This is a genomic window from Brevibacillus sp. DP1.3A, from assembly GCF_013284245.2.
GTDB lineage: Bacteria > Bacillota > Bacilli > Brevibacillales > Brevibacillaceae > Brevibacillus.
Map to the genome: position 1 here is coordinate 2,727,605 of NZ_CP085876.1, position 13,432 is coordinate 2,741,036.

Consider the following 13,432-nt stretch of genomic DNA (forward strand, 5'->3'; position numbering starts at 1 on the left):
AAGGAGGAACGATGATGTTTGTTCGAGTGGTGACAATCAGTAGTAAAGAGGGAATGGAGGAGCAACTGAGGCAAATAGGGCGAAATGTACTTGTTCCTCTCAATAAAGCCGCAGGAAGTGTAGATGTATATTTCATGGAGCCTAGCTTAGAAACGGACAATCCCTTTTTTGGTGTCGTAAGTATCTGGAGAGAGAAGGAGGCGTTGGAGACGATGAAAAATAGCGGAAGTTATCGTGACATGCTCAAAGACATTGGACCAATGATTGAATCTGTCACGGATCATTTATATGTGGTCGAGTAATCCATTACGTAATGAGCTGGACTCCATCGTGAATGACTTGTTGGGTTGGAATGAATTGGTAGAAGAATGATTCCCGCCTAAGTCCACTTGGTATGATATATCCCCTGATCTAGCATAATAGTAGGAAGAACCTTCGAACGATTGAGGGTATTTTATTGACCTGAGGTGAACCATGCATCCAATCATTCCGATGGAGCCAATATTATGTGACGTAATTCCTCAAGGATCAGACTGGATTGCCCAAGTGAAGTGGGATGGTGTCCGGATACTGACCTACTTTGATGGTCATCAAACGAGATTATTTAATCGTCGGTTAAATGAACGGACTTTTCATTTTCCTGAAGTAGCAGACATTCATTCGTACTGCAAAGCTCGATCTGTCATAGTAGATGGAGAAATTATTGCATTAGGACCGGACGGAAAACCATCGTTTCATGAAGTGATGCGACGGGATGGAATAAGACGTTTGGAGAAAGTTAGCCATGTGCGAAAAGAAGTTCCTATTACATATATGATTTTTGATGTCATCTTTTTCGACGAGCAGTGGATCAATCTGCGTTCATTGAAAGAAAGGATTCATATCCTACAAGAAATAATCGTGACGAATGACCATATCCAATTAGTTTCCAACCACGATAATGGAAAAGCGTTGTTTACTGTCATTCAGCAACAAGGCATGGAAGGCATTATCATGAAAGATCTAAACAGCAAATATGTTATTGGGCGTAAAGAAAAACAATGGCAAAAGAAAAAATACTATCGGGATATCGTAGCGGTTGTAGGAGGAGTAACGATACGAGACAACATCGTAAACGCAGTACTGTTGGGGCTATACGATTCAGAAGGTAGGTTACTTTATATTGGACATGCAGGGGCAGGGAGATTAACGCGGAACGATTGGATGGCACTAACAGAGAGGATCGTGCCACTCATACAAAAGGATATGCCCTTCTTTAACAAACCCGAAAGGAATAGAGGAGCGATTTGGCTACAACCAAATGTTACTGTGAAAGTGAACTTCGCAGAATGGACAGAGGGTTATACGTTACGACAACCAAGCATACAAGCAATTGTTGATATACCTACTGATCAATGTGTGCTGGAGTGAACAACATCCCTCATGAATCGAGGGATGTCCTCTATTTGAAATTTCTAAAAACAGCTTAAAATAATGAAGTCGCATGGGTATTTGTAGGAATTTTACGAAACTTTTTTATTGATTAAGTATTGAATTCGAGCTATACTACTTGTATCTAAAGTAATTGATGGGTTAGCGCATTGGGCTGTATCTGGTTGAGCTGCTTCCTCCTTCCGTGGTACGTCCACCACACCTCATGGGAAGGAAGCTACTCTCTGATATGGCCCTCTTTGTGTCTCGCTCGGGTTGGGAATGTTTGTGTTTCTTTAATCCTTTTTTCATTGATATATAATTAGAGACTTGTTTATAATGACTGTGCGAACTTATTTACGAAAGAAGGAATTGACTTGCCGTTTCTTCGGTTTAAAGGCTTTGCGAAGCAAGACATAGAGCCCATTTCTCAGATTCTTATAGAAGAGTTTTCCAAAATTGCTGAGGTCGCTCAGGAAAAGGTGAAATTGGAGCTGCTTCAGGTAGATCAATTGACGAACAGTCCTTTGTCTGTAGAGATCATGATGTTTCCGCGTGAACAAAAGCAACATGACGCGATTGCTAGTGCCATACACGGCATTTTGAAGAACCAAGGCTTTCTACATGTCCATATTTTCTTCATTCTGCTATCGCCTTCTCTCTATTATAAAGAAGGACTTCCGTTGCAAGTCGGAATGACGAAATAAGCAAGAAAAAAGGTCGAGATCCTCCAACGGGATTTCGACCTTTTTCTATTAATAGTAGAGGCTTTCGGTTTGCAGGCACTTGGAGCATGTTCGCGTAAGTGGAGTTTCGATATAGACGTGGCTGCAGTCCTGTTGAATCAGCCGCAATTGTTGTTTAGATTGCTCTAGCTCAGCCTCTAATCGAATGATCTTTTCTCGTAAACGACTGGCTTCCTCCATAGGCATCCCCCTTCATTACGACTGGTACAAACGGCTTCCTTGTTCGCGGAACTCACGGGATTTTTCCTGCATCCCTGCAAGAATGGTGGGAACTTGGGCAGACCCTTGTTCATTGGCGATGTGACGAATGTCGTGCGATATTTTCATGCTGCAAAATTTAGGTCCGCACATGGAACAAAAATGAGCGGACTTGGCGGCTTCTGCTGGCAATGTTTCGTCGTGATATTCGCGGGCGCGCTCTGGGTCCAGAGACAAATTAAATTGATCGTTCCAGCGAAAATCAAAACGAGCTTTGGATAAGGCGTCGTCTCGTTGTTTTGCCCGCGGATGTCCTTTTGCGAGATCAGCGGCATGCGCTGCGATTTTGTATGCGATTAAACCGTTGCGGACATCCTCCTTATTGGGTAAGCCGAGGTGCTCCTTGGGCGTTACGTAGCAGAGCATCGCTGTTCCGAACCATCCAATCATGGCGGCGCCAATCGCTGAAGTAATGTGATCATAGCCGGGAGCGATGTCGGTCGTGAGTGGTCCAAGTGTGTAAAAAGGAGCCTCATGGCAAATGGACAACTGTTTATCCATATTTTCGCGAATGAGATGCATCGGGACGTGACCGGGGCCTTCAATCATGACTTGTACGTCGTGTTCCCACGCAATTTTTGTGAGTTCTCCCAATGTTTCAAGCTCTGCGAACTGCGCCTCGTCATTCGCATCCGCGATAGAGCCAGGACGTAGTCCATCTCCGAGGGATACACAAATGTCATAGGCCTTCAGAATTTCGCAAATTTCAGCGAAATGCGTATACAAGAAGTTTTCCTCATGATGGGCCAGGCACCATGCGGCCAAAATCGATCCACCGCGAGAGACGATACCGGTAACACGGTTAGCTGTCATAGGAATGTAGCGCAATAGAACACCAGCATGAATCGTGAAGTAATCAACGCCTTGTTCTGCTTGCTCAATCAAGGTGTCTCGGTAAACCTCCCATGTCAAATCCTCGGCTTTCCCATTTACTTTTTCAAGTGCTTGATAAATCGGGACGGTACCGACTGGAACGGGACTGTTGCGGATAATCCACTCCCGTGTGGTGTGGATATGTTTTCCCGTGGAAAGGTCCATAATGGTGTCGGCACCCCAACGGACCGACCAAATCATTTTTTCAACTTCTTCTTCCATCGAAGAGCTTACAGCTGACGTTCCGATGTTGGCATTGATTTTGACATGAAAGTTGCGGCCAATGATCATCGGCTCGCTTTCAGGATGATTGACGTTAGAAGGGAGGATCGCACGTCCAGCGGCGATTTCTGCCCTCACAAATTCAGGGGAGACACCCTCGCGAATGGCAACGTATTCCATTTCCGGTGTGATGATATTTTTTCGGGCATAATGAAGCTGGGTAACATTTTTCCCTGGCTTTGCCCGTTTTGGTTCGTAGCCCTCTCGAGGGAAAGTAGGGAGGGTGGCTGCCTTTTCTTCGTTTCGGATGCCGTCGTCAACTAGTTGTGGTTCGCGACCGACATACGTTTCCGCATCATTTCGCTCATCGATCCACTTGTGGCGGATGGAGGGCAGTCCTGCTTCAATGTCAGGAACGTAACCCGTTGCGGTATACTCGCCACTCGTATCGTACACGCGAAGAGGGGGATTGGGTGTGGAGCCAGACAATCCTTCGGTAGGATGAAGGGAAATCTCGCGCATCGGGACTCGGATGTCCGCGCGACTACCTGTTTCGTATACTTTGCGACTGCCTGGAAAAGATGACACCAATGACATAAGAAAAACCTCCTTGTTTTGGTTGCACGAAAGCGAGAACCGTTTAGGGAGGCGAAAGAAACATCCCACGAAAAAGCGCCGCATAAACAACATGCGACGCCAACGCGAGAGTAGAGAAGAAACGAGTATCCTAAAGATACACGTATCTTTTCGTGTCGTATATGACATTCCTCCGCTGGCATTACCCAGTTCAGGTTCAACGGTCGATGGCACAGTACCATCCTCTCAGCCTGGTGATTTCCAAGCTCCCGTGCTTTTTTTATTTTGGATTGCAAGAATAGGATAACGGGAAGTCCATTTAATTTCAAGGAAAATTTTCCAGTGAAAAAATTGCGGGTGTGCAACACATTTTCCTTCCCCCTATTCTCATGAATCGAACTAAAACTGTTTCTGTAGACCCACATGAATCCTATCTGTTACGATGAAGTTCGAAAAAAAGCAACTGCTTCCAGCGCTTTGATTTTTCTCGTTGTTGAAGCAGGTTGGAGAAGTATTTTTGAGGTGATGAGGTATGGATGTCTATTCGGATCTAAAACAAGGAGAACGTGGAGCGTGGGTAAGTATTTTCGCCTACATATTCTGCTCTGTATTAAAAATAGGAGTTGCGTATGTCACCGCGTCGGAAGCTTTAATGGCCGACGGTCTTAACAACTCAACGGATGTCGTCGCATCAATTGCTGTTTTGATCGGGCTTCGTATTGCAAGGAAACCACCTGATAATGATCACCCGTATGGTCATTTTCGGGCGGAGACGATTTCAGCACTTGTCGCATCATTTATTATGCTATTTGTCGGAGTTCAAGTCGTTACGAATGCCGTACCATCCTTATTGGACCCAAAGCATGCGGCTCCTGACCTGTTGGCAGGGTGGACAGCACTTGCGACTGCAGTCATTATGCTTTTCGTCTATCGCTATAATAAAAAGCTCGCCATTAAAACAAACAGCCAAGCACTAAATGCAGCGGCCGCTGACAACCGTTCAGACGCATTCGTCAGTATTGGGACGTTTATCGGGGTAGCTGGCGCACAATTTCAATTGCACTGGCTTGATCCTTTAGCTGCTTTTGTTGTTGGTCTCATCATCTTGAAGACTGCTTGGGACATTTTCAGGGAAGCAACTCACCGTTTGACAGATGGCTTTGACGAAAGTGAGCTTGCGGACCTGCGGGCTACTATTTCCTCGATTTCGGGAGTTAAGGATATCAGTGACATCAAAGCCCGCTACCATGGCAGCAGCGTGCTGGTGGATGTTGTGATCCATGTAGATCCAGGTCTGAATGTGGTGGAGAGCCACACCATCACCGAGAAAATTGAAGAGCAGATGCGCAAGATTCACCGCATTAACGCCGTTCATATCCATATTGAACCATGCAGGAAGATGGTTCCAAACTAGATTTCATGATGTGAATGCAAAAAACCTGTCCATAGTGGGCAGGTTTTTTTAGGTGCAATTAAACAGGGGTAGCCTTCTTTTTGCGTAGTGTTTTGGTTGTAGACGTAGTCTTTTTCGGACTAGCTGCGGTCTCCTTTTTCGATACCTGCTCTTTTTCGGACGAGGAGGCAGCAGTGGTGCGTTTTCGCGCAGGCTTTGACGGAGTCGGTTCAGGCTCGATTTTGATGGGGACTGCGGCTTGACCGGCTGTAGACTCCAAGCTTTCTTTTAGGGCCTGCATGAGATCAATGACATTGGTTCTTGCCACGGTAGGTGCGGTAGCGATCTCCTGACCCTCCAGCTTATTCTCAATCAGTTTTTGCAGGTCGGATCGATACTCATCAGTATATTTTGTGGGATCAAAAGGGATCGTCATATTGCTAATGAGCTCAGTTGCCATCTTCAGTTCATTTTCGGCCAATGGTACAGTGGCTTCCGGCAAGGCAGGGACTTGACTGACGGGACGTACCTCATCTGGATAGAAGATCGTCTCCAGCATGATGCAATGCTCATACAGTCGGATAACGGCCAGGCTTTGCCGATTGCGCATCGTCACCTGTGCAACGCCGATCTTGCCTGTCTGTTCCATGGCGGAGCGCAGTAGGGCGTATGCTTTTTCACCAGTGTCCTGTGGGGATAGGAAATAGCTTTTATGAAAATAAACCGGATCGATCTCCGACAAGTCTACGAAGTCGATAATTTCAATGGCTCTGCGTGTTTCTGGCGTAATGGCTTCCAGCTCATCATCGTCGATCATGACAAAGTGTCCTTTTTCATATTCGAAGCCACGGACGATTTCGCTCGTATCAACTTCGCGTTGGCAGTGCGGGCACATTTTCGTGTACTTGATCGGGGTATTGCACTCTTTATGAAGTTGGCGAAAGCGAATATCGCGCTCTTCCGTTGCGGTAAACATGCGAACAGGTATATTGACGAGGCCGAAGCTGATCGAGCCCTTCCACACCGTATGCATGCGGATACCTCCTTCACAGCTATTTTTGTATAGTATCTGTAACTGCATAGAAGAAGTGCCGAGGGAATTGAAGGTGGAAAAGTAAAAAGCCAGCCGATTCGATGTGGCTGGCCTCTTGTATAGCTACTGCCCATGTTTGACGATGTCTGATTGATCTGCACGTGATTGCATGTCTCGCGCCAGCTCGACATCTTTGCCAGTACGGTCCGCAATGGACTGGGCTTTGGACGCCTTCAGTTTTTGTGCAGACGGTCGTTTTTCTGCCATGAACGACTCACTCCTTTCAGGCAATCTACATGTAGAGGGTGTTGCAGGTACATGTAGTATGCGCTGCACACAAAAAAATACCCCATCGTCAAATGACGAGGGGCAGCCGTTCAACTCCTCCCGATGAAGGGAGCGATGGCACGAAATGCTCCTATCAGACACGTCGTGCGCCAAAGTGAACAGCCTTTCAATTATGGGAGAGGAGAAACCGGAGGAAGAGCTTATGGGGAAACGTAAGTCTTCTCCGCGGTTGTCAGCGACACCGTTGCGTCGCTATTCATCATCTTTTCCAATCGAAATGGGTTGTATACCTTTCTTACACATAAATTTTTCCAGTTGCTAATTTTACGGGTGTATGCAGTTGTGATAGTATGATATCATTCTCAGTCTTAGAAAATGGAGTCTACCAACACGCGTTCAAAAAGTCGTCTTTTTGAACAACCTCTTACAACATACATAGGAAAGCAGACAGGTGAAGTGAGTATGCGAGTCATCGCTGGAGAACACAGAGGAAGACGGTTGGCAGCAGTTCCGGGCAAAGGAACCAGACCGACAACTGATAAAGTTAAAGAATCGATTTTTAATATGATTGGTCCGTATTTCGATGGCGGTTGGGCATTGGACCTATACGCAGGAACAGGTGGTCTCGGGATCGAGGCATTAAGTAGGGGAGCGGATCGCGCTGTTTTCGTGGAGCGAGATCATAAAGCTTTTGCCGTGGTAAAACAAAACGTCAGCACGTGCAGGCTGGACGATTATGCAGAACTATATCGGATGGATGCGGACCGCGCCATTCGCACACTGAGTACGCGCAATCAAAAATTTGATCTTGTCTTTTTGGACCCGCCATATGCCCAGCAAAAAATTGTCGAAGAAATTGAGATGTTGCAGGAGCTGGGAATGTTGGCGGACGGAGCGTGGATCGTGACTGAGCATGATATCGCAGACTCCTTTCCAGATGCGATTGGTCATTGTGTAAAGGATCGAGCGGCTAAGTATGGGGATACGGCCGTCACGGTATATTATTACGCTTTGGAGCCACAAGCCTAACTTTCAAATCAAGGTGCAAAAGAGCACCAAGGGAGGATAACCCGCTATGGCAATCGCCGTATGTTCAGGAAGCTTCGACCCTGTTACTTATGGGCATCTCGACATTATTGCGCGGGGTGCCAACGTTTTTGATAAGGTCATTGTTGCCGTCTTGATCAATTCAAAGAAAAACTCATTGTTCAGCGTAGAAGAGCGCGTCGATTTGCTTCGTCAGGCAACGGCTGACATGAAAAATGTAGAAGTGGACTCTTTTGACGGCTTGTTGATTGACTATATGAACAAAAAGGGTGCACAGGTGATCATTCGTGGTCTTCGTGCTGTTTCTGATTTTGAATATGAGATGCAAGTCGCCTCGATAAATAAAAAGCTCGACGAAAATATCGAAACGTTTTTCATGATGACGAACAATCAATATTCGTACTTGAGTTCAAGTATTGTAAAGGAAGTTGCGAAATACAAGGCGAGTGTCGCCGATTTGGTGCCGCCGGTCGTAGAAGAGGCACTGAAGCGAAAAATGGCCGAGTAGATTATCACGTTTTGCTTCGGTTCATGCGCGAAAGAGTCAAGCTGGTACACAACAGAATCGCACCGACGCCGATGGCGATTCCCCCTGATAGGAGCAAGGTCTCCCACCAACTCGTCGCCGGAATCTCAGATTTCACTTGTACAAATACAGGGACGGCTTTCTCCACGAACCAGGAGCTGACTGTGGCAAGAGGACCCCAAAAGACAAAGGTCAAAATCGCAGCTAGAAAAGCGTGCAGCGCTCTGGCAATCAAGTAAGGGGCGACGCGAATATCCGTTTCACTCAAGATACTCGCGACCTGCGCGTGAACACTCAAGCCGCCCCAGGACAATATTGCGCTGGCAATGGCCGCTTTCCAGACCAAGGAAACATTGTCAGGCACAATGCTCGCTGCTTGTGCGCCGAGGGTTACTTCGAACAACCCAGCCACGATTGCTTGGGAAAAAGTTGGTGGAAAACCAAAGGGACCGAGAATGATCGAGAGAAGCGTACTGATGATCTGTGTCAGATGAATCGTGGAGAATAGTTGAATTAATACCGAAAAAACAATGATGAAGCCACCGATCATGAGCAATGTATTCAGGGCGGATTGCACCGCTTCCCCCATTAATCTTCCGAACGGACGTCCATCGCGGACACGTGCCCGATGCATCGCTTGCAAGGCGCGTAAAGGAAGAGGCAGTGAATTTTTCTCTAATGGGGCTGAAGTAATGGCAAAAGGCGCATGGAAACGATAGATTACGCCCATGAGTACAGCTGACAAATAATGAGTCAGAGCTAGTGTGATGCCCATTTGCTCACTGTGAAAAAATCCGATTGCTACTGCTCCCATGACGAATAAGGGGTCTCCGGTCGTTGTAAAAGAGACGAGACGTTCACCCTCAGCCTTCGTCACATTGCCTTGCAGACGCAGGCGTGTTGTCAGCTTTGCGGCTACCGGATAGCCGGACGAGAAGCCCATAGCCAGTACGAACCCGCCAGTGCCCGGAACGTTAAACAGTGGGCGCATTAATGGCTCCAGTAACACGCCGACGAAATGAACGACGCCCAGACCCATCAACACCTCAGACAGCACAATAAAGGGAAGGGTAGAGGGGAAAACTACCTCCCACCATATTTTCAGACCGCGTACGGCAGCTTCAAAAGAAATCTGCGAGTAAGCAATCAACGAAATAACAATGAAAACTGTCGAGATGGCGAGCAACAAAGTAAGTACGGGTGAGTGGCGTGACATGGATTCCTCCTGAATCGAAGAAAAGTAGTAGTACATGTCTACGTGGCAGGCGGGAGAACTATGCGTAAGCTTGGTCGACGAATATCTCCCAAGTGCGAAAGGTACGGCGATTTACCACATAGGCTGGTTACGGGGAGGGGTTTTTCCATGGAGACAAAGCGTAAACCAATCGTGGGTGTAGCCCTGGGTTCTGGGGGCGCTCGCGGTTTTGCGCATATTGGTGTATTGAATGCGTTAGAGGCACATGGCATCCAGATTGACATGCTGGCTGGCTCCAGTATGGGCAGTCTGATTGGGGCCGTCTATGCCAACGGAATTGAACCGCACATGATGGGAAAGCTTGCCCTTAATTTAAAACGCAAGCATTGGCTCGATTTAACCGTACCCAGCATGGGCTTTGTTACGGGGGAAAAGATCAAGCAATTGATTCGTCTGTTAACTCACGGAAAGCACTTGGAAGAGCTGAACAAGCCGCTTGCCATTGTGGCGACGGATATTGAATCAGGAGAGCGAGTCGTATTTCGTGAAGGTCCAATTGATCAAGCGGTGAGGGCGAGTATATCCATTCCGGGCATCTTCGTACCTGAAAAAGTAGGGGGGCGGCTTTTAGTCGATGGAGGAGTCATTGATCGTGTGCCCGTGACGGTACTGCGTGAAATGGGCGCCGATATCGTAATTGCCGTAGATGTCGCCCAATTCGATACACGGATGGAGGTCAAAAGTATTTTTGATGTCATCGCCCAGACGATTGATGTGATGGAAAGGGAAATTCTGCGACATCGAATCATTGCGGCAGACATCGTAATCAGGCCGGATGTTGGACACTATAGCAGTATCGCGTACACGGGTGTCGAAGAAATTATCGAGCTAGGCGAACGTGCGGGTACTGAACATATCGAACGCATTCAGGAACTAATTGCAAATTGGGAGGCACAAGAATGAGTGAGGAACAGCTTTATGCCAATAGACGCAGATCTACAGGAACCAGAGGCTTTAGCTGGATACTTGCCTTGGTTGTCGTCTTGTTGGGTATTTCTTTTTTTGTACCGACGAATTATTACGTGAGTCGTCCGGGTTCAGCGATTGAGTTGGGGCCGATGATTCAAGTGGAAGGCGGCAAGAGAGACGAGACTGGCTCCTTCATGCTCACGACGGTTCGAATGGGCGAAGCGAATTTGCCGTGGTATTGGTATGCAAAAATGGCGGAGGATGTTGAACTGATGCCCAAGGAGCTGGTTGTCAGCAAGGGCGAGGACAGCGAAGATTTTATCCGTCGAGAACAAGCAGTCATGGACAATTCACAAAAAATTGCGGAGGCAGTCGCATTCCGTCTTGCCGGTTTCGAAGTGAAAATCGAGAAGCAGGGTGTGTGGGTGATGGGTACCTTGGAAGGGTTCCCTGCCTATAAAAAATTGCAAATTGGTGATGTCATTACGTATGTAGACGGGGTTCGCACGTCTGAGGCAAAAGATTTGCTGACAGCCCTCTCTGCAAAAAAAGCAGGCGATCAAGTCGAAATTACGTACACAAGAGATGGACAAGAGGCCAAAACGATGTTAACCTTGGAACCACTCCCTGAATCCAAGTCAGTTGGAATTGGTGTACGCCCTGACAACAAACAGGAAATCATCATTCCGAAAGAAGTAACCATTGCCTCTCAAGGGATTGGTGGTCCTTCTGCTGGATTAATGATGACACTGGAGATTTATGACCAGTTAAATACGGAGACGGATTTGACAAAAGGCTATAAAATTGCAGGAACAGGCACGATTTCGTTAGACGGAAAAGTAGGCAGGATCGGTGGCATTAATCAAAAGGTAATCGCAGCGGACAAAGCGGGCGCAGAGATCTTCTTTGCTCCACAGGATACGCCAGATACGAACTCCAATTACGAGGAGGCGTTAGCGACTGCCAAGCGGATTGGAACTTCAATGAAAGTGGTTCCGATCAAGACGGTAGAAGAAGCGATTACGTACTTGAATGGACAAAAACCGAAATCTACCTGAGCAAACTAGCTGTCAAGCAAAAATGGTTGACAAAGCTTTGGGCAGGGTCTATAATCATCTTTGTTGTGCATGAGGTGAAATGCTATGAACATTAAGTTAGCAGAGTTAGAGCATCGAAAAGGAGAGCCGTTGCCATTCCAGGTAACTCTGGATGCAGATGAGCTGAAGAAGCGCCATCATGAGATTCGCGGGATTACTCCTGTGACTGCGAGTGGTGAAGCTGTACAGCTAGGCAATCTCTATTACGTAAAAGGAAGCATGAAGGCAGATGTGAATTTTGTCTGTGCGAGATGCTTGAATCCTTTTGTCGATCAGGCAACAGTAGATTTCTCTGAGACATTTGCTCTTGCGGATGATCCAATCCTGCAAGATGACGAGGACAGCGATATCCTTCCTCTGGAAGGCGATGAAATCGAGCTGAACTCACTGCTTCAAGAGGATTTCTTACTGGAAATGCCGACCTTCCCGCTTTGCGAGGAGGATTGCAAAGGTCTGTGCCCGACTTGCGGTGTGAACCGTAATGAAGTGGCATGCAGCTGTAAGAATGAGCGTGTTGACCCGCGTTTGGCTGGGTTGGCTGACTTTTTCAAAGACAGCAAATAAGTATTCTTACTGTATTCAAGATGATTCGCCGACCATTCGTGGCAGCGTCTCATTTTTGAAGGATAGCATAAGCATTTTGCCTATACTGTCCACCCAATAGAGCTTCTTAGCATTTGTCAGTTGAAGGAGGTGTAAGGAAGATGGCAGTACCTCAACGGAGAACTTCCAAAACCCGTAAAAGAATGCGTCGTACGCACTTCAAATTAGAGATTCCAGGCATGATCAAATGCGATAATTGCAGCGAATACAAGCTTGCGCATCGTGTTTGCCCAAGCTGCGGTCACTACAAAGGCGTGAAAGTAGCGAAGTAATATTCGCTGCTAAGAAAGCAAGGTGAGAAATCGCCTTGCTTTTTTTGTTCCTTCCTATTGCTTATGATTACTTACAAATGCTTATTATCACTTGCAACATTTACTTAAATGACTTATAATGAAGTCAAGATAAGGATGGGGTTGAGGCTTCGTGTTTCAAGAGGAGAGGCTCGCTGCAATTCTTGCGTATTTGCAGGAGTATCAGCGAATCAGCGTGCAAGAGGTAGTTGAGCAGTTTGGGGTTTCCCGTGACACAGCAAGGCGTGATATCGTCAAGCTGGAGGAGCAGGGTCAAATCCTGCGAACTAGGGGAGGAGCAGTATTACCCAGCCTCAACAAAAAGAACTACTCCCATCAGGAACGAATGCAGCTTGATTTGACAGGAAAGCGCAGTATTGCAGCAGCGGCGGCCCGTCTGATCAAAGACGGCGATTACTTGCTGCTCGATGCGTCCACAACTGTTCAGCTAACAGTGGAATCCTTGCAGACCCGCGACCATGTCATCATCACGAATTCATTAGCGACAGCCTCCAGTATGTCCCGAAAAGAAGGTGTTCTTGTCAAGCTTTTAGGCGGAGACGTACATGCTGAGGATCAATGTGTGCTCGGTTCACGCGTGATTCAAAACCTCGCTGATTTTCATGTGGATAAGGTCCTGGTTGGTGCATGCGGTCTTACAAAAGAAGGACTCATGTCCACGCAGGAAGATCACGGCTTTCTGATCAAAGAAATGATCAAGCGGGCCGATCAAGTGATCATAGTCACCGACCATACCAAGTTTGGAAAAAGCATGCTGTATCGCGTTGCAGGTTTTGAGCAGATCGATATTATCGTGACCGATAAGCTGCCTGAAAAGGAAATAGCTGAGGTTTTGCACGCCAACGATGTAGAGGTGATTGTAGCTTCCACATGAAGCTATTGATC

Annotated in this window: 16 protein-coding genes and 1 riboswitch; of the genes, 11 read left to right on the forward strand and 5 right to left on the reverse strand. The window is 47.0% G+C overall.

The genetic code is table 11. The features are described from left to right. Positions 1–11: 11 nt before the first annotated feature. From HP399_RS12640 to HP399_RS12650, 3 genes are all read left to right on the forward strand, one after another. Positions 12–302, forward strand: a complete 291-nt coding sequence (locus HP399_RS12640) for a putative quinol monooxygenase (RefSeq protein WP_228088509.1) — start codon at positions 12–14, stop codon at positions 300–302. 172 nt (positions 303–474) lie between these two features. Next, positions 475–1,410, forward strand: coding sequence for an ATP-dependent DNA ligase (locus HP399_RS12645; RefSeq protein ID WP_173617369.1), 936 nt, complete (start codon positions 475–477; stop codon positions 1,408–1,410). 377 nt (positions 1,411–1,787) lie between these two features. Beyond that, positions 1,788–2,117, forward strand: a complete 330-nt coding sequence (locus tag HP399_RS12650) for a DUF1904 family protein (protein WP_173617370.1) — start codon at positions 1,788–1,790, stop codon at positions 2,115–2,117. 48 nt (positions 2,118–2,165) lie between these two features. Here HP399_RS12650 and HP399_RS12655 read toward each other — a convergent pair whose 3' ends face one another. Further along, positions 2,166–2,336 (reverse strand): hypothetical protein, encoded by a 171-nt coding sequence (locus HP399_RS12655; protein WP_016743262.1) that lies wholly within the window; start codon positions 2,334–2,336, stop codon positions 2,166–2,168. A gap of 15 nt (positions 2,337–2,351) precedes the next feature. Next, complete coding sequence (gene thiC / locus HP399_RS12660) at positions 2,352–4,106, reverse strand: phosphomethylpyrimidine synthase ThiC (protein ID WP_173617371.1); 1,755 nt, start codon at positions 4,104–4,106, stop codon at positions 2,352–2,354. A gap of 149 nt (positions 4,107–4,255) precedes the next feature. Then, a riboswitch (TPP riboswitch) is annotated at positions 4,256–4,368 on the reverse strand. Between the two features lie 249 nt (positions 4,369–4,617). Here thiC and HP399_RS12665 point away from each other — a divergent pair. Then, positions 4,618–5,499 carry a cation diffusion facilitator family transporter gene (locus HP399_RS12665; RefSeq protein WP_173617372.1) on the forward strand — a complete coding sequence of 294 codons (882 nt, stop codon included), beginning with the start codon at positions 4,618–4,620 and terminating at the stop codon, positions 5,497–5,499. Between the two features lie 58 nt (positions 5,500–5,557). Here HP399_RS12665 and HP399_RS12670 read toward each other — a convergent pair whose 3' ends face one another. Together HP399_RS12670 and HP399_RS12675 are read right to left on the reverse strand one after the other, a co-directional pair. After that, entirely contained in the window at positions 5,558–6,511 is a 954-nt protein-coding gene (locus tag HP399_RS12670) for a non-homologous end joining protein Ku (protein WP_173617373.1), read from the reverse strand. Between the two features lie 123 nt (positions 6,512–6,634). Then, a complete protein-coding gene (locus HP399_RS12675; protein WP_016743266.1) occupies positions 6,635–6,778 on the reverse strand; it encodes a hypothetical protein in 144 nt (47 codons plus the stop codon). Between the two features lie 483 nt (positions 6,779–7,261). Here HP399_RS12675 and rsmD point away from each other — a divergent pair, with 483 nt between their 5' ends. Both rsmD and coaD read left to right on the forward strand, forming a co-directional pair. Continuing rightward, positions 7,262–7,828, forward strand: a complete 567-nt coding sequence (gene rsmD, locus HP399_RS12680) for a 16S rRNA (guanine(966)-N(2))-methyltransferase RsmD (protein ID WP_173617374.1) — start codon at positions 7,262–7,264, stop codon at positions 7,826–7,828. A gap of 46 nt (positions 7,829–7,874) precedes the next feature. Further along, on the forward strand, positions 7,875–8,354 hold the full coding sequence (gene coaD / locus HP399_RS12685; protein ID WP_007728199.1) for a pantetheine-phosphate adenylyltransferase: 480 nt from the start codon (positions 7,875–7,877) through the stop codon (positions 8,352–8,354). Positions 8,355–8,358: 4 nt separating this feature from the next. On the opposite strand, the gene ylbJ is transcribed toward coaD, so the two are convergent. Continuing rightward, positions 8,359–9,588: a sporulation integral membrane protein YlbJ gene (ylbJ, locus tag HP399_RS12690; RefSeq protein WP_173617375.1), complete on the reverse strand. Its 1,230-nt coding sequence runs from the start codon at positions 9,586–9,588 to the stop codon at positions 8,359–8,361. Positions 9,589–9,735: 147 nt separating this feature from the next. On the opposite strand from ylbJ, the gene HP399_RS12695 reads away from it, so the two are divergent. The 5 genes from HP399_RS12695 (at position 9,736) to HP399_RS12715 (ending at position 13,421) form a co-directional block, all read left to right on the forward strand. Next, complete coding sequence (locus HP399_RS12695; RefSeq protein WP_173617376.1) at positions 9,736–10,530, forward strand: patatin-like phospholipase family protein; 795 nt, start codon at positions 9,736–9,738, stop codon at positions 10,528–10,530. Next, positions 10,527–11,594, forward strand: a complete 1,068-nt coding sequence (locus HP399_RS12700; RefSeq protein WP_173617377.1) for a SepM family pheromone-processing serine protease — start codon at positions 10,527–10,529, stop codon at positions 11,592–11,594. The genes HP399_RS12695 and HP399_RS12700 overlap by 4 nt, the downstream gene beginning before the upstream one ends. A gap of 84 nt (positions 11,595–11,678) precedes the next feature. After that, on the forward strand, positions 11,679–12,197 hold the full coding sequence (locus HP399_RS12705) for a YceD family protein (RefSeq protein ID WP_173617378.1): 519 nt from the start codon (positions 11,679–11,681) through the stop codon (positions 12,195–12,197). A 140-nt stretch (positions 12,198–12,337) separates the two neighbouring features. Then, positions 12,338–12,508, forward strand: a complete 171-nt coding sequence (gene rpmF, locus HP399_RS12710) for a 50S ribosomal protein L32 (protein WP_005834357.1) — start codon at positions 12,338–12,340, stop codon at positions 12,506–12,508. A gap of 151 nt (positions 12,509–12,659) precedes the next feature. After that, on the forward strand, positions 12,660–13,421 hold the full coding sequence (locus HP399_RS12715; RefSeq protein ID WP_173617379.1) for a DeoR/GlpR family DNA-binding transcription regulator: 762 nt from the start codon (positions 12,660–12,662) through the stop codon (positions 13,419–13,421). Positions 13,422–13,432: the final 11 nt, after the last annotated feature.

Coding starts and splice junctions, on each gene's coding strand:
- HP399_RS12640 (WP_228088509.1), top strand. CDS start 12: ATGATGTTTGTTCGAGTGGTGACAATCAGTAGTAAAGAGGGAATGGAG.
- HP399_RS12645 (WP_173617369.1), top strand. CDS start 475: ATGCATCCAATCATTCCGATGGAGCCAATATTATGTGACGTAATTCCT.
- HP399_RS12655 (WP_016743262.1), bottom strand. CDS start 2,336: ATGGAGGAAGCCAGTCGTTTACGAGAAAAGATCATTCGATTAGAGGCT.
- thiC (WP_173617371.1), bottom strand. CDS start 4,106: ATGTCATTGGTGTCATCTTTTCCAGGCAGTCGCAAAGTATACGAAACA.
- HP399_RS12665 (WP_173617372.1), top strand. CDS start 4,618: ATGGATGTCTATTCGGATCTAAAACAAGGAGAACGTGGAGCGTGGGTA.
- HP399_RS12670 (WP_173617373.1), bottom strand. CDS start 6,511: ATGCATACGGTGTGGAAGGGCTCGATCAGCTTCGGCCTCGTCAATATA.
- HP399_RS12675 (WP_016743266.1), bottom strand. CDS start 6,778: ATGGCAGAAAAACGACCGTCTGCACAAAAACTGAAGGCGTCCAAAGCC.
- rsmD (WP_173617374.1), top strand. CDS start 7,262: ATGCGAGTCATCGCTGGAGAACACAGAGGAAGACGGTTGGCAGCAGTT.
- coaD (WP_007728199.1), top strand. CDS start 7,875: ATGGCAATCGCCGTATGTTCAGGAAGCTTCGACCCTGTTACTTATGGG.
- ylbJ (WP_173617375.1), bottom strand. CDS start 9,588: ATGTCACGCCACTCACCCGTACTTACTTTGTTGCTCGCCATCTCGACA.
- HP399_RS12695 (WP_173617376.1), top strand. CDS start 9,736: ATGGAGACAAAGCGTAAACCAATCGTGGGTGTAGCCCTGGGTTCTGGG.
- HP399_RS12700 (WP_173617377.1), top strand. CDS start 10,527: ATGAGTGAGGAACAGCTTTATGCCAATAGACGCAGATCTACAGGAACC.
- HP399_RS12705 (WP_173617378.1), top strand. CDS start 11,679: ATGAACATTAAGTTAGCAGAGTTAGAGCATCGAAAAGGAGAGCCGTTG.
- rpmF (WP_005834357.1), top strand. CDS start 12,338: ATGGCAGTACCTCAACGGAGAACTTCCAAAACCCGTAAAAGAATGCGT.